General features: G+C 71.4%; 19 protein-coding genes. 8 read left to right on the plus strand and 11 right to left on the minus strand.

The window, feature by feature from the left end; translation table 11 throughout:
* The coding region (locus tag AWC03_RS01155) for a PPW family C-terminal domain-containing PPE protein (RefSeq protein ID WP_476738880.1) at positions 1-939 on the plus strand (939 nt) is incomplete at its 5' end.
* A 123-nt stretch (positions 940-1062) separates the two neighbouring features.
* A complete protein-coding gene (locus AWC03_RS01160) occupies positions 1063-1401 on the plus strand; it encodes a hemophore-related protein (protein WP_085238703.1) in 339 nt (112 codons plus the stop codon).
* A 46-nt stretch (positions 1402-1447) separates the two neighbouring features.
* Here AWC03_RS01160 and AWC03_RS01165 read toward each other — a convergent pair whose 3' ends face one another.
* The 3 genes from AWC03_RS01165 to AWC03_RS01175 are packed head-to-tail and all read right to left on the minus strand — an operon-like array spanning position 1448 to position 3703.
* Positions 1448-1909, minus strand: coding sequence for a PH domain-containing protein (locus AWC03_RS01165; RefSeq protein ID WP_085238704.1), 462 nt, complete (start codon positions 1907-1909; stop codon positions 1448-1450).
* Positions 1906-2388 (minus strand): 6,7-dimethyl-8-ribityllumazine synthase, encoded by a 483-nt coding sequence (gene ribH, locus AWC03_RS01170; RefSeq protein WP_085238705.1) that lies wholly within the window; start codon positions 2386-2388, stop codon positions 1906-1908. Before ribH ends, AWC03_RS01165 begins: the two co-directional genes overlap by 4 nt.
* A gap of 37 nt (positions 2389-2425) precedes the next feature.
* Complete coding sequence (locus AWC03_RS01175) at positions 2426-3703, minus strand: bifunctional 3,4-dihydroxy-2-butanone-4-phosphate synthase/GTP cyclohydrolase II (RefSeq protein ID WP_085238706.1); 1278 nt, start codon at positions 3701-3703, stop codon at positions 2426-2428.
* Between the two features lie 265 nt (positions 3704-3968).
* Here AWC03_RS01175 and AWC03_RS01180 point away from each other — a divergent pair, with 265 nt between their 5' ends.
* A complete protein-coding gene (locus tag AWC03_RS01180; RefSeq protein ID WP_244275464.1) occupies positions 3969-4244 on the plus strand; it encodes a hypothetical protein in 276 nt (91 codons plus the stop codon).
* A 38-nt stretch (positions 4245-4282) separates the two neighbouring features.
* On the opposite strand, the gene AWC03_RS01185 is transcribed toward AWC03_RS01180, so the two are convergent.
* Positions 4283-4885, minus strand: coding sequence for a riboflavin synthase (locus AWC03_RS01185; protein WP_085238707.1), 603 nt, complete (start codon positions 4883-4885; stop codon positions 4283-4285).
* A 128-nt stretch (positions 4886-5013) separates the two neighbouring features.
* On the opposite strand from AWC03_RS01185, the gene AWC03_RS01190 reads away from it, so the two are divergent.
* Together AWC03_RS01190 and AWC03_RS01195 are read left to right on the plus strand one after the other, a co-directional pair.
* Complete coding sequence (locus AWC03_RS01190; RefSeq protein ID WP_085238708.1) at positions 5014-5721, plus strand: LppX_LprAFG lipoprotein; 708 nt, start codon at positions 5014-5016, stop codon at positions 5719-5721.
* Positions 5718-7280 (plus strand): MFS transporter, encoded by a 1563-nt coding sequence (locus AWC03_RS01195; protein WP_085238709.1) that lies wholly within the window; start codon positions 5718-5720, stop codon positions 7278-7280. The genes AWC03_RS01190 and AWC03_RS01195 overlap by 4 nt, the downstream gene beginning before the upstream one ends.
* 6 nt (positions 7281-7286) lie before the next feature.
* Here AWC03_RS01195 and ribD read toward each other — a convergent pair whose 3' ends face one another.
* The 4 genes from ribD to fmt all read right to left on the minus strand — a co-directional run bounded on the left by ribD (position 7287) and on the right by fmt (position 11426).
* Positions 7287-8309, minus strand: coding sequence for a bifunctional diaminohydroxyphosphoribosylaminopyrimidine deaminase/5-amino-6-(5-phosphoribosylamino)uracil reductase RibD (ribD, locus tag AWC03_RS01200; protein ID WP_085238710.1), 1023 nt, complete (start codon positions 8307-8309; stop codon positions 7287-7289).
* Positions 8306-8992, minus strand: coding sequence for a ribulose-phosphate 3-epimerase (rpe, locus tag AWC03_RS01205; RefSeq protein WP_085238711.1), 687 nt, complete (start codon positions 8990-8992; stop codon positions 8306-8308). Before rpe ends, ribD begins: the two co-directional genes overlap by 4 nt.
* A gap of 116 nt (positions 8993-9108) precedes the next feature.
* Positions 9109-10497: an RsmB/NOP family class I SAM-dependent RNA methyltransferase gene (locus AWC03_RS01210; protein ID WP_085238712.1), complete on the minus strand. Its 1389-nt coding sequence runs from the start codon at positions 10495-10497 to the stop codon at positions 9109-9111.
* Positions 10494-11426, minus strand: a complete 933-nt coding sequence (fmt, locus tag AWC03_RS01215; RefSeq protein ID WP_085238713.1) for a methionyl-tRNA formyltransferase — start codon at positions 11424-11426, stop codon at positions 10494-10496. Before fmt ends, AWC03_RS01210 begins: the two co-directional genes overlap by 4 nt.
* Positions 11427-11596: 170 nt before the next feature.
* On the opposite strand from fmt, the gene AWC03_RS01220 reads away from it, so the two are divergent.
* Entirely contained in the window at positions 11597-12409 is an 813-nt protein-coding gene (locus AWC03_RS01220) for a class I SAM-dependent methyltransferase (RefSeq protein ID WP_085238714.1), read from the plus strand.
* A gap of 16 nt (positions 12410-12425) precedes the next feature.
* Here the strand turns inward: AWC03_RS01220 and AWC03_RS01225 are convergent, their stop codons facing one another.
* The 3 genes from AWC03_RS01225 to AWC03_RS01235 form a co-directional block, all read right to left on the minus strand.
* Positions 12426-12914, minus strand: coding sequence for a MarR family winged helix-turn-helix transcriptional regulator (locus AWC03_RS01225; RefSeq protein WP_085238761.1), 489 nt, complete (start codon positions 12912-12914; stop codon positions 12426-12428).
* Positions 12915-13042: 128 nt separating this feature from the next.
* On the minus strand, positions 13043-14986 hold the full coding sequence (locus AWC03_RS01230) for a primosomal protein N' (protein WP_085238762.1): 1944 nt from the start codon (positions 14984-14986) through the stop codon (positions 13043-13045).
* 119 nt (positions 14987-15105) lie between these two features.
* Positions 15106-15840: a lysoplasmalogenase gene (locus AWC03_RS01235; RefSeq protein ID WP_085238715.1), complete on the minus strand. Its 735-nt coding sequence runs from the start codon at positions 15838-15840 to the stop codon at positions 15106-15108.
* Here AWC03_RS01235 and AWC03_RS01240 point away from each other — a divergent pair.
* Positions 15839-16801, plus strand: a complete 963-nt coding sequence (locus tag AWC03_RS01240) for an alpha/beta hydrolase (RefSeq protein WP_085238716.1) — start codon at positions 15839-15841, stop codon at positions 16799-16801. The genes AWC03_RS01235 and AWC03_RS01240 overlap by 2 nt on opposite strands.
* Positions 16802-16823: 22 nt before the next feature.
* Entirely contained in the window at positions 16824-17789 is a 966-nt protein-coding gene (locus tag AWC03_RS01245; RefSeq protein WP_085238717.1) for an alpha/beta hydrolase, read from the plus strand.
* The last annotated feature ends 9 nt before the right edge of the window (positions 17790-17798 follow it).

The raw sequence follows: 17798 nt of genomic DNA on the forward strand, positions 1-17798 counted from the left end.
CCGCCGACCGCCCCGCCCCCGCCGATCCAGCTGGCCAACCCCCCCAACCAAGATGCGGGTGGCGGCGCAGACCAACTGAGCTGGTGGGTAACTCGCGTGCAAGAAGTTGCCCAAGAACTCAACGGAGATCTCAGCCAATCCGGATCCAACCCGTCCACGGTCCTCAACACCCTGATGAGCGACCCGATGCTCGCCTCCCAGGTTCCACACTGGGCGGGCGAGGCGCTCTACACCTTCCTCCCCCAAGTGCCCCAATTGACGCAGCTTTCCGTCGGCCTGATCGCTCCCTTCGTCTCCCTCCCCGTCGCGGGCGCGGCGGGCCTGGCGGGTCTGGCCGGGTTGGCCGGCGTAGGCCAACCCGCACCCACGCTGCCCGCCGCCGCGCCGGCTCCGTCCCACACGGGAACGCCCGTCGCGATGGCGCCCGGTCTCGGCGCCCCCGCTCCGGCCCCCACCACCGCCCCGGTGCACGCGACCGCGCCCACCGCGGCGTCGGTGTCCGCCCCGGCGCCGGCGCCGCCCGCCCCCGGCGTCCCCGCTCTCAGCTATCCCTACGTCGTCGGCCCCCCCGGGCTCGGGGCCGGCACGGACATGAGCCTCGGCTCGCGCATCGCCCGGAAATCGCCCGTGCCCGACGCCGTCGCGGCGCCGACCGCCTCAGCCCGGCGGGAACGGAACCAGCAGCGCAGGCGCACCCGATGGGGCTTGATCGACCCCGGGCACCGCTATGAATACCTCGACCCGGACGACTACGCCGCGTCGCCGACGGCCTCGGCTCATGGCGCGGGAACGATGGGGTGGTCGGGCGCCGCGGGCTCGGCCGGTGCCGGTCAAGCGGCCGGCCTGGCCACCCTCGGCAGCGACGAAAGGGGCGGTCCCAGCATGCCGATGCTGCCCGGCGACTGGGCGTCCGAAACTGGCGAACGCGCTCCCGAATAGCCCGATGACCAGCGCCGACGCCGTGCAGGCGCAGGTGTGAACGGTTTGGAGGGCTCCCATTTCGGCTACCAGAGGTGGAGCCGGACGTTACAGTGGGTGGTAATCAATGGAGGGAGTCCACAGATGTTCAAGCGCTCGTTGACCAGGCTCGCGATCGGGGTCGGCGGTCTGGCATTGGCGTCGACCGCCGCGGCCGGGGTCGCATCCGCTGCCCCCGACTACGGACCGATGATCCACACGACCTGCACCTACGACCAGGCGATGCGGGCGGTGCACGCCGAAAACCCGATGGCCGCTCAGTACCTCGACCAGTCGCCGCCGAACCAGCAGTTCCTGCAGCAGTACCTGGCGTCGTCGCCGGATCAGCGGGTGAACCTGCTCCACGCCATCGAGCACAACCAGGGCGCGCAGCAGGCGCTGCCGATCTTCCAGCAGATGATGACCGACTGCAAGAACTTCTGAGCCGTCCACCTGAAAGGGCTATCCGTGCGGGGCACGGATAGCCTTTTCAGCGGGTGTGCAGGTCGGGCCGGTATCGCGCCAGCAATGACCGGACGGTATCCATCGCGTTGACCGCGCGGTCCTTGTCCACGGCCTGGATGGCCATCACGGGGATGTACTCGTCGTCGGGCAGGTCGATGCGCGCCCAGCGATTACCTGTCGGGAACGAGACACCGGCGACGTCTGGCCATTCGATGAGCCTGTCGCCCAACAGGTTACGCACCGATATTCCGGCCGCCCCGACCCGGAGCCGGGGCCGGGCGAACAGCAGGATCACGCCGGCGAGGACCACACCGAGCAGCGCCATCGCCACCTGGTCGCTGGTGTGGAACACCACGCCGGTGGAGCCGACCTTGAGCAGGAAGCCGATCGCGATGTGGACCACCACGATGACGACGGCCGTCACGTAAACGAATATCGGCGTGCGATGGGGACGCAATTCGACGTCCCATTCCCCCGGCTCGGTCACGACCCAGAGCGCAGGTCACGCAGCGTCAGCGCGGTTTGCAGCGCCGCGCCGGTCGCCTGGGCGCCTTTGTCCTCGGCCGATCCGGGAAGGCCTGCGCGGTCCAGCGCCTGCGCCTCGGTGTCGGTGGTCAGCACGCCGTTGGCCACCGGTGTCGACGAGTCCAGCGAAACCCGGGTCAATCCCTGCGTCACCGCATCGCATACGTAATCGAAATGCGGTGTCTGCCCGCGGATCACCACACCCAGGGCGACCACCGCGTCGTGATTGCGGGTCAGTTCCTGCGCCACCACCGGGATTTCGATGGCGCCGATCACCCGGACCACCGTCGGGTTGTCGATACCGGACTCGGAGGCCACCTTGCGCGCACCGGCCAGCAGGGCATCGCAGATCCCGGTGTGCCAGGTGCTCGCGACGATGGCCAGCCGCAGTCCCGATGCGTCCAGCGGTGGGAAATCCGGCACACCCGCCGCAGGACTCATCGGCGCCACTCCTCCTCATCGCTTCGTCCCCCGCGACTCACAAAGCACCGCCGAATTCGCCTGGCAGATGGACGGATTCGTGAAAGTCGTCCAATCCCACCAGGTCGTGGCCCATCCTGTCGCGCTTGGTCATCAGGTAGCGGATGTTCTCCGCGTTGGCGCGCACCGGCAGCGGCACGCGCTCGATGATGTGCAGGCCGTAGCCGTCCAGCCCCACCCGCTTGGCCGGGTTGTTGGTCAGCAGCCGCATGGAGCGGACGCCGAGGTCGACCAGGATCTGCGCCCCGATTCCGTAATCCCTTGCGTCGGCGGGCAATCCGAGTTTGAGGTTGGCGTCGACGGTGTCCTCGCCGGCGTCCTGTAGCTGGTAGGCCTGCAATTTGTGCATCAGGCCGATGCCGCGGCCCTCGTGGCCGCGCATGTACAGCACGATGCCGCGGCCCTCCCGCGCGACCATCGCCATCGCGGCATCCAGTTGGGGCCCGCAATCGCAGCGGCGAGAACCGAACACGTCACCGGTCAGGCACTCGGAGTGCACGCGGACCAGCACGTCGTCGCCGTCGGCGTTCGGCCCGGCGATCTCGCCACGAACCAGCGCCACGTGTTCGACGTCCTCGTAGATGCTGGCGTAGCCGATCGCGCGGAACTCGCCATGCCGGGTGGGTATGCGGGCCTCGGCGATCCGCTCGATGTGCTTCTCGTGCTTGCGTCGCCACTCGATAAGATCGGCGATGGTGATCAGCGCGAGGTCGTGCTCGTCGGCGAAGACCCGCAGCTCATCGGTCTGCGCCATCGAGCCTTCGTCCTTCTGGCTGACGATCTCGCAGATCGCGCCCGCCGGCTGCAGCCCCGCCATCCGGGCCAGGTCGACGGCGGCCTCGGTGTGGCCGGGGCGGCGCAGCACGCCGCCATCCTTGGCGCGCAACGGAACCACGTGGCCGGGGCGGGTGAAATCGTTGGCGACGCTGGCGGGATCGGCCAGCAGGCGCATGGTGGTGGCCCGATCGGAAGCCGAGATCCCGGTACCCACACCGTTTCTCGCGTCGACGGTGACGGTGTAGGCGGTCCCGTGCTTGTCCTGGTTCACCGCGTACATGGGCAGCAGCCCCAGCCGGTCGCAGATCGCGCCGTCCAGCGGCACGCACAGGTACCCCGAGGTGTAGCGGACCATGAACGCCACCAGCTCCGGCGTCGCCTTTTCGGCGGCGAAGATCAGGTCGCCCTCGTTCTCGCGATCCTCGTCGTCGATGACGACCACGGCCTTACCGGCCGCAATGTCGGCAACCGCCCTCTCGACGGAGTCCAACCTCGTCATCGTCGCTACCTTGCTGTGTCAGGGGTCCGCGGGAAGAGCCCAAGTGTTGCATTCAGTATGAACCACCGCGCGGGACACGTTATTGCCGCTGCGTTCCCGCGGTGCGACCGGCACCGGTGACCCGCGCGCGGCCCGGACCGCTCCCGTGCGGCGGCAGGTCTCGCCGGCGCCCTGGCGCCGCCGGCGGCGTGCGCCCCTTCGACACCGGGCGAACCGGCACGCCGAAACGACTCCTGATCGGACGCCAGCAATCTACGCTGAGCGGATGAAAATCACAGTGAGCCTTGCGACACCGGCCGTGACCTTGATGTTCGCGGCGGGATTCGCGGCGGCGATCGCCCACCCGCAACCGGCGGCGGCCGACGCGTGCGCAGACGTCGGCGGCCGGCACGTGAGTGTCGGCGGGTGCACCGACCCGGGGCGCTGGGGCAACTGGGTCCTTCCGGCCGATGCGATGACGGCCCCGCCGCCCGACGCGCCGCCGCCGTGCTACACCCCGTCCGGCGAGCCGTACTGGACGCCGCCGGGCGAACCCTGCTGACCGGATCGGCACGGCGCGCGTCACCGAACGCGGCGTAGTCAGCGCGCGGTGAGCAACCTCTCCACGTATTTCGCGATGACGTCGACTTCGAGGTTGACCTGCGTTCCGACCGGGGCGCGACCCAGGGTGGTCAGCTCGCGGGTGGTGGGGATCAGCGAAACCTCGAACCAGTCCCCCGGCCCGTTGCCGAGCCCGGAGACCGTCAGGGAGATGCCGTCGACCGTGATCGAACCCTTCTCCACGACGTAGCGGGCCACGCCCGCGGGGATCTCGATGCGCACCACTTCCCAGTGCTCGGACGGCGTGCGGGCCACCACCTGCCCGGTCCCGTCCACGTGTCCCTGCACGATGTGCCCGCCCAGGCGGCTGTTGACCGCCGCGGCGCGCTCCAGGTTGACCGGGCTGCCGACCTGCAGCGCGCCCAGGTTGGACCGGTTGAGGGTCTCGGCCATCACGTCGGCGGTGAACTGGCCGTCGGGCAGCAACTCCGCGACGGTCAGGCAGACGCCGTTGACGGCGATCGAATCGCCGTGCCCGGCATCGGAGGTAACCATGGGTCCGCGGATGGTCAGCCGCGCCGCGTCGGCGAGCACGTCGCGGCCGGTCACCTCTCCGAGTTCCTCGACAATTCCGGTGAACATGGCATCAGGTTAATCGGCCGCCGCGAACCCGCGGGCGCGCTGGTGAGCAGGCCAAAGGTTCGGCCCCGGCGCGACACCGCGGCCCGCGTCCCCCAAGCCGGTCACCGGCACCCTCTACGATGCAAAGTATGCAGACCCGCCGCCGTCTATCGGCCGTCCTCGCATCCCTGACCCTCGCCACCGCCTTGGTCGCCGGCTGTTCGTCGGGCTCAAAGCAGAGCGGCGCCCCGCTGCCCGACGCCACCACCCTGGTCAAGCAGTCGGCCGACGCCACCAAGAACGTCAAGAGCGTGCACCTGGTGCTGAGCATTCAGGGCAAGATCCAGGGACTCCCCATCAAGACGTTGACCGGTGACCTCACCACGGCCCCGGCCACCGCCGCGTCGGGCAACGCCACGATCACCCTCGGCGGCTCCGACATCGACGCCAACTTCGTGGTGGTCGACGGCACCCTGTACGCCACGCTGACGCCCAACAAGTGGAGCGACTTCGGCAAGGCGTCCGACATCTACGACGTGTCGGTGCTGCTCAACCCCGACACCGGGCTGGCCAACGCGCTGGCGAACTTCACCAACGCCAAGGCCGAGGGCCGCGACACCATCAACGGCCAGAACACCATTCGCGTCAGCGGCAACGTATCGGCGGACGCGGTGAACAAGATCATGCCGCAGTTCAATGCGACGCAGCCGGTGCCGAGCACGGTGTGGATCCAGGAGACCGGTGACCACCAGCTGGTTCAGGCCAACATGCAGAAGAGCTCGGGCAATTCCGTCCAGGTCACGCTGTCCAATTGGGGCGAGCAGGTTCAGGTCACCAAGCCCCCGGTGAGTTCATGAGTTCGCAGACCGGGCGCCGCGTCGCGATCAGCGCCGGCAGCCTGGCGGTGCTGTTGGGCGCCCTGGACGCCTACGTCGTCGTGACGATCATGCGCGACATCATGAGCGACGTTCACATCCCGATCAACCAGCTGCAGCGCATCACCTGGATCATCACGATGTACCTGCTGGGCTACATCGCGGCGATGCCGCTGCTCGGCCGGGCGTCGGACCGGTTCGGCCGCAAGCTGGTGCTGCAGGTCAGCCTGACGCTGTTCATGGTGGGTTCGGTGGTGACCGCGCTGGCCGGGCACTGGGGCGACTTCCACCTGCTGATCGGCGGCCGCACCATCCAGGGCGTGGCCAGTGGCGCGCTGCTGCCGGTCACGCTCGCCCTCGGCGCCGACCTGTGGGCCCAGCGCAACCGCGCCGGCGTGCTGGGCGGCATCGGCGCCGCACAGGAGCTCGGCAGCGTGCTGGGCCCGCTGTACGGGATCTTCATCGTGTACTTGTTCCACGATTGGCGCTACGTCTTCTGGATCAACGTCCCGCTGACCTTGATCGCGATGGTGATGATCCAGTTCAGCCTGCCCTCGCACGAGCGGGTGGAGGAGCCCGAGCGGGTGGACCTGGTCGGCGGTCTGCTGCTCGCGGTCGCGCTGGGCCTGGCCGTCATCGGCCTGTACAACCCCCAACCCGACGGCAAACAGATCCTGCCGAGCTACGGGCCGCCGCTGGTCATCGGGGCCGTCGTGGTCGCCGTGCTGTTCCTGCTCTGGGAACGGTTCGCGCGCACCCGGCTGATCGAGCCGGCGGGGGTGCACTTCCGCCCCTTCCTGGCGGCGCTGGGCGCATCGCTCGCCGCGGGCGCGGCGCTGATGGTGACCCTGGTGGACGTCGAGCTGTTCGGGCAGGGTGTGCTGCAGATGGACCAGACGCAGGCCGCCGGGCTGCTGCTGTGGTTCCTGATCGCGCTGCCGATCGGTGCGGTGCTCGGCGGGTGGATCGCCACCCGGGTGGGCGACCGCGTGATGGCTTTCATCGGGCTGCTGATCGCGGCCTACGGCTACTGGCTGATCCACTACTGGCGTCAAGACGTGCTGAGCCAGAAGCACGACATCTTCGGGGTGCTCAGCGTCCCCGTGTTGCACGCCGACCTGTTGGTGGCCGGTGTCGGCCTCGGCCTGGTGATCGGGCCGCTGACCTCCGCCGCCCTGCGGGTCGTCCCCTCGGCGCAGCACGGCATCGCCTCGGCGGCGGTGGTGGTGGCCCGCATGACCGGCATGCTCATCGGTGTGGCCGCGCTGAGCGCGTGGGGCCTGTACCGGTTCAACCAGATCGTGGCGGGGCTGACCGCGGCGATACCCCCCAACGCCTCCCTGCTGGAGCGGATCGCCGCCCAGGGCACCATGTACCTCAAGGCGTTCGCGATGATGTACGGCGACATCTTCAGCGCCACCGTGGTCATCTGCATCGTGGGAGCGCTGCTGGGCCTGCTCATCGGCGGCCGCAAGGAACACGCCGAGGAGCCCGAGATTCCCGAGCCGCAGACCGTGGCGCTCGGTGAGCACCAGCGCTGACCGCTCCTACTCGCCGCGCGGCACCAGGCTGAGCAACAGATCCGGCCCGACGCGGTCGACCCCGTCGAACTGCCAGCGCAGCGCCCGCGCGATCGTGGGCACCCCGACGTCGTCGACCGCGGAGACGGGACCACCCAGCAGCATCGGCGCGACGTAGGCCAGGATGCGGTTGACCACCCCCGCCCGCAGGAAGGCGCCCGCGAGGGTGGGTCCGCCCTCCACCAGGACGTCGGTGCGGTCCGAGAGCGCCTTGATCACCTCCATGGGGTCGTGCGTGCGAATCACCATGGTCCGCGAATCGTCGTTGAGAACCTTTGCCTCCGCCGGTATTTCGCGCATCCCGACCACCACGCGCAGCGGCTGCCGGTCGGCCAGCCAGCCGTCGGGCAACCGGGCCGTCAACGCCGGATCGTCGGCCAGCACGGTGCCGGTGCCGACCACGATCGCGTCGGCCGCCCCGCGGCGGCGATGCAGGTCCAGCCGCGAGGCCTCGCTGGAAATCCACTGGCTGGTGCCGTCGGCGGCCGCGCTGCGGCCATCAACGCTGCTGGCGTATTTCCAGGTCACGTGCGGCAGCCCGGTGCGCTGCTTGTGCAGCCATTCCCGCAACGGCCCACCGGCGACTTCGTCGGCCAGCACCCCGGCCGTCACCTGCACGCCCGCTTCGGTCAACCGGGCCGCGCCGCCGGCGGCGGCGGGGTTGGGGTCGGCGACGGCGTAGACCACCGCGCCCACTTTCGCGTCCAGCAGGGCGTTCACGCACGGCGGGGTCCTGCCGTAGTGGTTGCAGGGCTCCAGCGTGACCACCGCGGTCCCGCCGACCGCCAGTTGGCCGGCCCGCCGCAACGCCAGCACCTCGGCGTGGTCGCCGCCGGCCGGTTCGGTGCCGCCGACACCGACGACCGCCCCGTCCGCGTCCAGGATGACCGCGCCCACCGGCGGGTTCGGATAGGTGGTGCCCTTGACCTGGTTGGACTGCTCGATCGCCAGGCGCATGGCCGCGTCGAGCCCGTCGACGGCTGGGTTCATCGCAGGTGCGGTGACACCGCCGCCGCCTGTCTGCGCAGCGCCGCCACGGCGGCCTCCGGGTCCTGGGCGCCGTACACGGCCGACCCGGCGACGAAGCAGTCGACGCCGGCCTCGGCGGCCTGCTCGATGGTGTCGTCGTTGATGCCGCCGTCGATCTCGACCAGGATGGTCAGCTCCCCCGCGTCGATCAGCTTGCGCGCGGTGCGGACCTTGCTGAGCACCTCGGGGATGAAGCTCTGGCCGCCGAAGCCGGGCTCGACCGACATGATCAGCAGGGTGTCGAACTGCGGCAGGATTTCCAGGTACGGCTCCAACGGTGTTCCCGGCTTGACGCTGATGCCCGCCTTGGCGCCCGCGGCGCGGATGTCGCGCGCCACCGCGACCGGGTTGTCGGTGGCCTCGGCGTGGAAGGTGACGTTGTAGGCGCCCGCCTCGGCGTATGGCGGTGCCCAACGGTCGGGGTCCTCGATCATCAGATGGCAGTCCATCGGGATGGCGGTGGCGGCCAGCAGGCTCTCGACCACCGGCAGGCCGATGGTCAGGTTGGGCACGAAATGGTTGTCCATCACGTCCACGTGCAACCAGTCGGCGCCGCGCACCGCGGCCGCCTCATCGGCCAGCCGCGCGAAGTCAGCGGACAGGATGGATGGCGCGATCAGCGGACGACCGGTGTTGCCAGGCATGTGCGCCAGACTATCTGCGGCGCAGCGCGGCCGCGGCCCCGCCCGTCAAGTCGCGCCGCCCTACCCCGCTTCGCGGCGCAGCGCGGCCGCGGCCCCGCCCGTCAAGTCGCGCCGCCCTACCCCGCTTCGCGGCGCAGCGCGGCCGCGAACATCGCGTCGGTGCCGTGCCGATGCGGCCACAGCTGCACATGCGGCCCGTCCCCCAACCCGGTGACGGGCTCGAACAGCGGCCGGGTGTCCAAGGCGCACACCGGGTGCCGGCGCAGCGCGTCGGCGACCACGCCGACGGTTTCGGCCAGGTGCGGCGAACATGTCGCGTACAGCACCACACCGCCGGGCCGGGTCAGCGCGATCGCGGCGCCCAGCAGCTCGCGCTGCAGCTTGGCGAGCACCGGCACGTCGGCCGGCTGCCGCCGCCACCGCGCCTCCGGCCGGCGCCGCAACGCGCCCAGCCCGGTGCAGGGCGCGTCGACCAGCACCCGGTCGAACGTCGGCTCGAGTCCGGTCTGCCGCCCGTCGACCCGCAGCACCTCGACGTTCAGCCCACGGGTGTTCTCGGCCACCAGGTCGGCGCGGCGCGGGGCCGGCTCCACCGCCGTGACGCGGGCCCCCGCACCGGCGCCGATCGCGGCCAGCAGCGCGGTCTTGCCGCCCGGGCCGGCGCACAAATCCAGCCACCGCCCGGCGTCGTCCTCGACCGGCGCCAGCGTGAGCGCGCGGGCCACCAGCTGGCTGCCCTCGTCCTGGACCAGCGCGGCGCCGTCGCGCACCGGCGCCAGCCGCCCGGGATCGCCGCCCGGCAGGTACACCGCGTAGGGCGAATACCTGCCGACGGTGCCCCCCACGGCATCGGCCAGCTCCGCGGCGGTCAGCACCCCGGGGCGGGCCGCCAGGTGCACCTGCGGCCGCTCGTCGTCGCTGGCCAGCAGCGCGTCCAGCTCGCCCGCGGCGGGCCCCAGCGCGTCGGCGAAGGCCTGCGCGACCCAGCGCGGGTGGGCGTGCACGAAGGCGGCGTGCCCGACCGGGTCCCGCGAAGGGTCGGGCGCCAGCTCCTCGACCCAGGACTTCTCGTCTCGGGCGGCGATGGCCCGTAGCACGCCGTTGACGAATCCGGCTCGGGCCGAATCGAATTCGATTCCAGCCTGCTCGACCGTGGTGGACACCGCGGCGTAGGTGTCCACCCGTGTGCGCAGCAGCTGGTAGGCGCCGAGGCGCAGCAGGTCGAGCAGCACCGGGTCGATCGTGTCCGGCGAGCGGCCCGCGGCGGCGCCGATGACCGCGTCGAGCAGGCCCCGGGTGCGGCACGTGCCGTAGGCCAGCTCGGTGGCGAACGCCGCATCACGGCCGGTGATCCCGCGTTCGCGCAGCAGGGCGGGCAGGGCCAGGTTCGCGTAGGCGTCGCGCTCGGTGACCGCCCGCAGCACGCCGAACGCGGCGGCCCGCGCGGGGTCGAGCGGCCGACGCCGCTTGCCGCGCCCGCGGTTCGGCGGTCGGGGCGGGCTCATGTCGCCCGCGCCGCGGCGTCGAGTCGCGCGCCGCGGGCCCAGTCGACGGCGTTCATGAGTTTCTTTCCGGGCGGCTGGATTTGGCCCAGCCGCACGGCTTGCGAGCCCGTCCCGACCCAGACGCTCTTGCGGTCGACGTGAATAGCGCCGGGCGGCAACGCTTCCGGGGCGTCGGCCTCGATGTGCACCGGGCCGAGCTTGATGCGCAGGTCGCCGATCATCGTCCAGGCACCCGGGTTCGGCGTGACCGAGCGGATCCGCCGCTCCACCACCGCGGCGGGCAGGTCCCAGCGCACCCGGGCCTGCTCGACGGTGATTTTCGGCGCGACGCTGACGCCGTCGGCGGGTTGCGGGCGGGGCGTCAACGTCTGGTCGGCGATGCCGTCCAGCGTGGTCGACAGCAGGGCCGCACCCGAATCGGCCAGTCGCTCAAGCAATTCGCCGGCGGTGTCGGTGGGCCGGATCGTTTCGGTGACGACGCCGTAGACGGGGCCGGAGTCCAGGCTGGGCTCGATCCGAAACGTCGTCGCCCCGGTGATGGTGTCCCCGGCCGCGATCGCCGCCTGCACCGGCGCCGCCCCCCGCCAGGCGGGCAGCAGCGAGAAGTGCAGGTTGATCCACCCATGCGGGGGCACCGCGAGCAGCGCGTCGCGCAGCAACGCTCCGTAGGCCACGACCGGGCAACAGTCCGGTGCCAGCTCCGAGAGTTCGGCGACGAATTCGTCGGAGTTCGGTCGCGCCGGCCGCAGCACCGGGATGCCGCGGTCGAGCGCTTCGCGCGCCACCGGCGACGGCTGCGGCTTGCCGTGCCGGCCCACCGCGGCGTCGGGCCGCGTCAGCACCGCGATCACCTCGTGACGAGGCGAGTCGATGAGGCGACGCAGGGCGGGCAGCGCGGGTTCGGGGGTGCCGGCGAAGACGAGACGCACCGGCTCAGTCTAGGAAGACACGGACGCCACCCGACCGTAAGTTGCGCACATAAATTATTTCTCATGCATACTATTGCTAAAGGTCATCATCTTTGCCTGGTGACCGCACTGCCGTGCTAGTGACAACGGGGTCGAGTGGGCAGCCCTTTCCTTATCTCCAAGGAGGTCTGATGACTCTCGACACGATGATCAGCGACGCCACTCCCCACCGCGCGATATGGGCCCTCGGCGACTACGCCCTGATGGCCGAGGAAGTGATGGCCCCGCTGGGCCCGGTCCTGGTCAAGGCCACCGGCATCGGGCCGGGCGTGCGGGTGCTCGACGTCGCGGCCGGCTCGGGCAACATCTCGTTGCCGGCCGCCGCCACGGGCGCCGAGGTGGTTTCCAGCGACCTGACCCCCGAGCTGTTGCAACGGTCGCAGGCCCGGGCCGCGGCACGCGGCCTGACGATCGACTACCGGGAGGCCAACGCGCACGCGCTGCCCTTCGGCGACGGCGAGTTCGACGTCGTCATGTCCGCGATCGGCGTCCAGTTCGCGCCGGACCAGCAGCGGGCCGCCGACGAACTGGTCCGGGTCTGCCGGCCGGGCGGGACGATCGGCGTCATCAGCTGGACCCCGGAAGGATTTTTCGGTCGGATGCTCGCCACCATCCGGCCTTACCGGCCCAGCCTGTCGCAAGCCGTGCCACCCGCCGCGCTGTGGGGACGGGAAGGCTATGTCACCGGACTGCTCGGCGAGCGGGTCGGCCGGATGACCGCGGTGCGGGGAATGCTGGGGGTCAACCGATTCACCAGCGCCAAAGCGGTACACACCTACTTCAAGAACCACTACGGCCCGACGATCGAGGCCTACGCGAACATCGGCCACAACCGGGTCTTGACCGCCGAGCTGGACGCCCAACTCGTCGAACTCGCCGGGCAATACCTCGACAACGGCACGATGGGCTGGGAGTACCTGCTGGTCATCGCCGAAAGGCGGTGACCAGCCAAGGGTTCGGCTACAGGTCGATCTCGGCGTCGAGCTGCACGTCCGGCTCACCGCCGGCGGCGGTGAACGCGGTCAGCGCGCGCACCAGGCCGTGGCGCTCCGCCTGCGGCATCTGCTCCACGATGGCCGCGATTTCGGACCGCCGGTGCGCGGTCACCTGGCGGACGACCTCGCGCCCCCGCTTGGTCAGGGCGGCGAGCAACTCGCGCCGGGACGTCGGGTGCGGGAGGCGGTCGATCAGCCCCGCCGCGACGAGGCGATCGACCATCCGCCCGGTGGCGGAGGGTTGCACCCCCAGCAGACCGGCCAGGGTGGCCAGGTTGACCGGACCCCGATTGGACAGGATCACCAACGTCCGGAACTGCGGGATGGTGATCGTCTCGTCCACCTGCCCGATTGAGCGCGCCGAGATGGCAACCAGCAGGCGGGAAGCCGTCAGCAAAGCGTCGGTGATCACATCGAGCGACTCGTCCGCCGTCGCCGGATTGTCCGCTGCCATCTCGACCCTTCCCCGGATCATCTCCGGCCTGTCGACGGCTGAAGAACAGGAAGTGTAACAACACTCCAATGAAGTAGTGAGGAACTATTTCCGACGCATACTATCCCTTCGCGCGGGATGTCGCGAGGTCACCCGATGTGCAGGGGATCGATCTGCACCCGCACCGGCTCGTGGGATTGACGGGCGGACAGCACACCCACGCCCCGGCGCAGCGCCGCGGCCAACGCCAGGCCCTGATCGCGGCGGGCGCGCACCAACATCCTGGTCACGGGGACGCCGGCCGGCGTCCCCGGCGGACGGCGCACGCCCGCCGGCAAATCCACCGGACCCAGCACATCGGCCCCCTCGGGCAGCCCGGCCTCCTCGAGCAGCGCCGCCACCGCCTCGGCGGCGCCGTCCAGCGCCGCCAGGTGCACGCTCGGGGGCAGGCCCAGTTCGGTCCGAGCCGCCAGGTCGGCCTCGGCGTGGCCCACCGGGTCCCATCGGATCAGCGATTGCACCGTCGGAATGGACGATTCGGCCACCGCCAGCACCACCCCGCCGTCGCCGCGGGCACGCACCAGCGCCGCGGCGCTCATCCAGCGCCACAGCGCGTCCTCGGCGGCGCGCAGGTCCTGTCGGCCCAGCAGCGCCCAGGTGTCCAGTAGCAGCGCGGCGCCGTAGCCGCCCGCCGCGGCGGGTTCCGCCCCCGGTGTCGCGACCACCAGCGCCGGGGCGGCGGCGACCTCCGGCACGACGCCGTCTCCCGACGAGGTGATCACCGCGGTGCCGGGAAAGGCGCGCCCGAGTTCCTCGGCGGTCCGACGCGCCCCGACCACAACGGCGCGCACCGCGTCGGACCCACAGCGCGCGCAGCGACGGGTCGGGTCGATGCGCCCGCACCACCGGCAGACCAGTGCGGCGCCGCCCTCCTGCGCCGACAGCGGCCCGGTGCAGTGCCGGCACCGGGCGATGGCCCGGCAGCGCGCGCAGGCCAGCGAAGGGACGTACCCGCGCCGCGGCACCTGCACCAGCACCGGCGCGCCCGCCTGCAGCGACGACCGGGCGGCGCGCAGGGCGATGGACGGGATCCGCGCGGTGCGTGCGGCCGGGTCACGCTCGTCCGCGTAGCCGGTGTCGTCGAGGGCGACCACCCGCGGCGTGCGGGCCCGCACCACCGCCCGGGCCGCGACGATGTCGTGCGCCCACCCGCTGCGCACCAATGCCTGCGCTTCCGCGGTGCGCGCGTACCCCCCGATCAGCCCCGCGCAGCGGGCCTGGTGCGCGCGCAGCATCGCCACCTCCCGCGCGTGCGGGTACGGCGCCCGCGGCTCCGACAGGCTGTCGTCGGCATCGGCCCAGACCATGACGAGGCCCAGGTCGCTGAGAGGCGCGAAAACCGCGCTGCGCGTGCCGATCACCAGCCGGGCCTGACCGCGCAGCGCCGCGAGCCACCGCCGGTAACGCGCGGCCGGCCCCAGCCCGGCCGACAGCGCCACCACGCCGTTCTCGTCGATCCGCTCGGTCGCGGCCCGCCACAGCGTGTCCAGGTCGCGCTGGTCGGGCACGATCGCCAGCACCGCCCGGCCGGCGCGGATGGTCTGCGCGGCGGCCTCGGCGAACCGGTCCGCCCACGACTCCCCCGGCAGCGCCTGCCAGACGGCCCGCGCGGCCCGCGATTCGGCCAGGGCGTCCAGGAACTGCGCGCCCCGGCCGTAGGACGCCCACGCCGCCGGGTCGACGGGCGCGGGAACCGGCAGCCGGTGGGCGGTCACCGGTTCCCGCTCCACCCGCGCGTGCCGGGCCGGCACCGCCAGGCGCAGCACGTCCGGCCGGGTGCCCGCGTAGCGCGCCGCCACCGCGTCGACCAACCGGCGGATCTCGGGGGTCAGTACCGGTTCGGCCGACACGACGCGGTCCAGCCACCCGAGCTTGCCGTGGTGGTCGGTGTCGTTGCGGCGCTCCAGCACGAACGCGTCGACCAGCCGGCCGTGAAACCGCACCCGCACCCGCACCCCCGGCTGGGCGTCGTCGGACTGCTCGGCCGACACCAGGTAGTCGAACTCGCGGTCCAGGTGCGGCACCGAGAGCATCGGCAGCACCCGGGCGATGGGTTCGACCTGAACGGGCGTCGGCGCGCCGGCGGTCAATGTTCCCGCCGGTATCGAAATGTGTTGTAGGCCAACACCTTCACCGTCCGGCTCGGAAGCGGTCAGCTTTCGTCCGATGCCGGGGGGCCGGCGTCGGACGGTGCCTCACGGCCGAAGAAGAACCCCGCCGTCATCAGGATCAGCGCGGCCGCGTAGGACCACCAGATCGGCACCGCCAGCGCCTCGTTGCCCAGGATGAAGCGGCCGATGGCGATCAGGGAGTCCGAAGCCGCGAAACACACCGCCCCCACCGCCGTCCAGATCGTCGGCAACCGCGCCACCAGCGCGGCACACACCATCGCGGTCAGCACCAGGATGTAGGCCGTCACCGGAAGCGTCAGCTTGTTCAGGTGCGGCCAGAACCAGGCCAGCAGCGCGGCGGTGGCCGCGCACATGGCAACCACCGCGGCGATGCGCGGCTTCGACGGGCGCCGCGCCGCCAGCGGCAGGAGCGCCCCCAGGAAACACAAGTGCGCCAACAGGAATGCGGCCAGGCCCACCACGAAGGACTGCGTCCACCACGGGATGGCCAGCGCCCAGTCGCCGACGGCCGACAGCAGCAGTGCGGGCATCAACCATCGCCGCTCGCGCACGATCGCGTGGCCCACCGCCGCGGCGGTCAGCAACAGCGCCATCGAGGCCTTGAACAGCGGCTGCAGCACCCAGTGCCCGGTCAGCTCGGTCCCCGGCGGCGATCCCAACGCCAGCACCGTCAGGTAGACGCCGTAGCCGAGGGCCGCCCAGCCGGCCACCACCCAGCCGCCGGTCACCAGTCGAGGTGCGTACGGTACGTCCATGCCAAGCTTGGATAACACAGCCGACGAAAAGCCCGCGATCGACCCCATCCTGCAGAAGGTACTGGATGCGGTTCCCTTCCGGCTATCCACCGACGACGGCGTGGACGCGGCGCGGCAGCGGTTCCGCGACCTGCCGCGCCGGGCGCTGCACCCCGAGCTGCGCGTCGAGGACCGGGCCATCCCGGGACCGGCGGGATCGGTCGGCGTGCGGATCTATTGGCCGCCAAGCCATTCCGAAGACGCCGCGGCGCCCGTCGTGCTGTATTTCCACGGCGGCGGTTTCGTCGTGGGTGACCTGGACAGCTACGACGGCACGGCGCGTCAGCACGCGGTCGGCGCCGACGCGATCGTGCTGTCCGTCGACTACCGGTTGGCGCCGGAGCACACCTATCCCGCCGCCGTCGAAGACGCTTGGGCCGCAACGCTTTGGGCCGCCGAGCACGCCGTCGAGCTGGGCGGTGACCCGAATCGGATGGGTGTGGCCGGGGATTCGGCCGGCGGAACCATCAGCGCGGTCATGGCGCAGCGGGCTCGGGACAGCGGCGGGCCGCCGATCGCGTTCCAGCTGTTGTGGTATCCCTCGACGATGTGGGACGCCACGCTGCCGTCCTTCACCGAGAACGCCGGCGCGCCGATCCTCGACGTCAAGGCCGTCGCCGAGTTCTCGCGTTGGTACGCCGGCGATGTCAACCTGTCGGCCCCGCCGGCGGGTATGGCGCCCGGCCGGGCCGACGACCTGTCCAACCTGCCGGCCGCCTACATCGCGGTCGCCGGCTACGACCCCCTGCGCGACGACGGCATCCGCTACGGCGAACTGCTGGCCGCCGCCGGTGGGGCCGTCGAGGTGCACAACGCCGAGACGCTGGTGCACGGCTACCTCGGTTACGGCGGTGTGGTGCCGGCGGCGACCGCCGCGATGGAGCGCGGGCTGGCGGCCCTGAGAACCGGGCTGCGCGGGTGAATCCGGGGCGTACGGTGAATCCATGACGGAGCCCACCTTCGCCCGCCCGGGGATCGATCTGGCGTTCAAGGCGCTGCTCGACGCCTTCCCGATGACCTTCCGCGCCGACGACGGCGTGGAGGTGGCCCGCAAGCGGCTGCGGCTGCTCCAGGTGCCGCCCGAAATGCTCCCCGACCTGCGGGTCGAGGACCGCACGATCGGCCACGGCGAGCTCACCGACATCCCGGTGCGGATCTACTGGCCGCCCCTGGAGCCGGAGGAGGCGCTGCCCGTCGTCGTCTTCTACCACGGCGGCGGGTTCTGTCTGGGCGGCGTGGACACCCACGACCCGCTCGCCCGCGCGCACGCCGTGGGTGCCGAGGCGATCGTGGTGTCGGTGGACTACCGGCTGGCCCCCGAGCATCCGTTCCCGGCCGCGGTCGAGGACGCCTGGGCGGCGCTGCAGTGGGTCGCGGCGCACGCGGGCGAGCTGGGCGGCGACCCGGATCGGATCGCCGTCGCCGGCGACTCGGCCGGCGGCAACCTGGCCGCCGTGATGACGCACCTGGCCAGCGAGAACGCCGGACCCACCCTGAGCTTCCAGCTGCTCTGGTACCCGGTCGTCACCGCCGACCTGTCGCTGCCGTCGTTCACCGAGAACGCCAACGCGCCGATCCTGGACCGCGACGTGATCGACGCCTTCCTGTCCTGGTACCTGCCCGACACCGACCTCAGCGACCCGACGGCGCTGCCGGTCACCCTCGCGCCGGCGAACGCGACCGACCTGTCCGGGTTGCCGCCCGCCTACATCGCGACCGCCGAACACGATCCGCTGCGCGATGACGGTGCCCGCTACGCCGAGCTGCTGGATGCCGCCGGCGTGCCCGCCGAGCTGAGCAACGAGCCGAACCTGGTGCACGGCTACGCCAGCTTCGCCCTGGTCATTCCCGCGGCCGGCGATGCCACCGACCGCGGACTGGCCGCACTCAAGAAGGCACTCCACTCCTAGGCGGGCGAA

Origin of the sequence: Mycobacterium europaeum (assembly GCF_002102155.1) — a bacterium.
Classification (GTDB): Bacteria; Actinomycetota; Actinomycetes; order Mycobacteriales; family Mycobacteriaceae; genus Mycobacterium; species Mycobacterium europaeum.

Coding starts and splice junctions, on each gene's coding strand:
- AWC03_RS01160 (WP_085238703.1), top strand. CDS start 1,063: ATGTTCAAGCGCTCGTTGACCAGGCTCGCGATCGGGGTCGGCGGTCTG.
- ribH (WP_085238705.1), bottom strand. CDS start 2,388: ATGAGTCCTGCGGCGGGTGTGCCGGATTTCCCACCGCTGGACGCATCG.
- AWC03_RS01175 (WP_085238706.1), bottom strand. CDS start 3,703: ATGACGAGGTTGGACTCCGTCGAGAGGGCGGTTGCCGACATTGCGGCC.
- AWC03_RS01180 (WP_244275464.1), top strand. CDS start 3,969: ATGAAAATCACAGTGAGCCTTGCGACACCGGCCGTGACCTTGATGTTC.
- AWC03_RS01185 (WP_085238707.1), bottom strand. CDS start 4,885: ATGTTCACCGGAATTGTCGAGGAACTCGGAGAGGTGACCGGCCGCGAC.
- AWC03_RS01190 (WP_085238708.1), top strand. CDS start 5,014: ATGCAGACCCGCCGCCGTCTATCGGCCGTCCTCGCATCCCTGACCCTC.
- AWC03_RS01195 (WP_085238709.1), top strand. CDS start 5,718: ATGAGTTCGCAGACCGGGCGCCGCGTCGCGATCAGCGCCGGCAGCCTG.
- ribD (WP_085238710.1), bottom strand. CDS start 8,309: ATGAACCCAGCCGTCGACGGGCTCGACGCGGCCATGCGCCTGGCGATC.
- rpe (WP_085238711.1), bottom strand. CDS start 8,992: ATGCCTGGCAACACCGGTCGTCCGCTGATCGCGCCATCCATCCTGTCC.
- AWC03_RS01210 (WP_085238712.1), bottom strand. CDS start 10,497: ATGAGCCCGCCCCGACCGCCGAACCGCGGGCGCGGCAAGCGGCGTCGG.
- AWC03_RS01220 (WP_085238714.1), top strand. CDS start 11,597: ATGACTCTCGACACGATGATCAGCGACGCCACTCCCCACCGCGCGATA.
- AWC03_RS01225 (WP_085238761.1), bottom strand. CDS start 12,914: ATGGCAGCGGACAATCCGGCGACGGCGGACGAGTCGCTCGATGTGATC.
- AWC03_RS01230 (WP_085238762.1), bottom strand. CDS start 14,986: ATGCTCTCGGTGCCGCACCTGGACCGCGAGTTCGACTACCTGGTGTCG.
- AWC03_RS01240 (WP_085238716.1), top strand. CDS start 15,839: ATGCCAAGCTTGGATAACACAGCCGACGAAAAGCCCGCGATCGACCCC.
- AWC03_RS01235 (WP_085238715.1), bottom strand. CDS start 15,840: ATGGACGTACCGTACGCACCTCGACTGGTGACCGGCGGCTGGGTGGTG.
- AWC03_RS01245 (WP_085238717.1), top strand. CDS start 16,824: ATGACGGAGCCCACCTTCGCCCGCCCGGGGATCGATCTGGCGTTCAAG.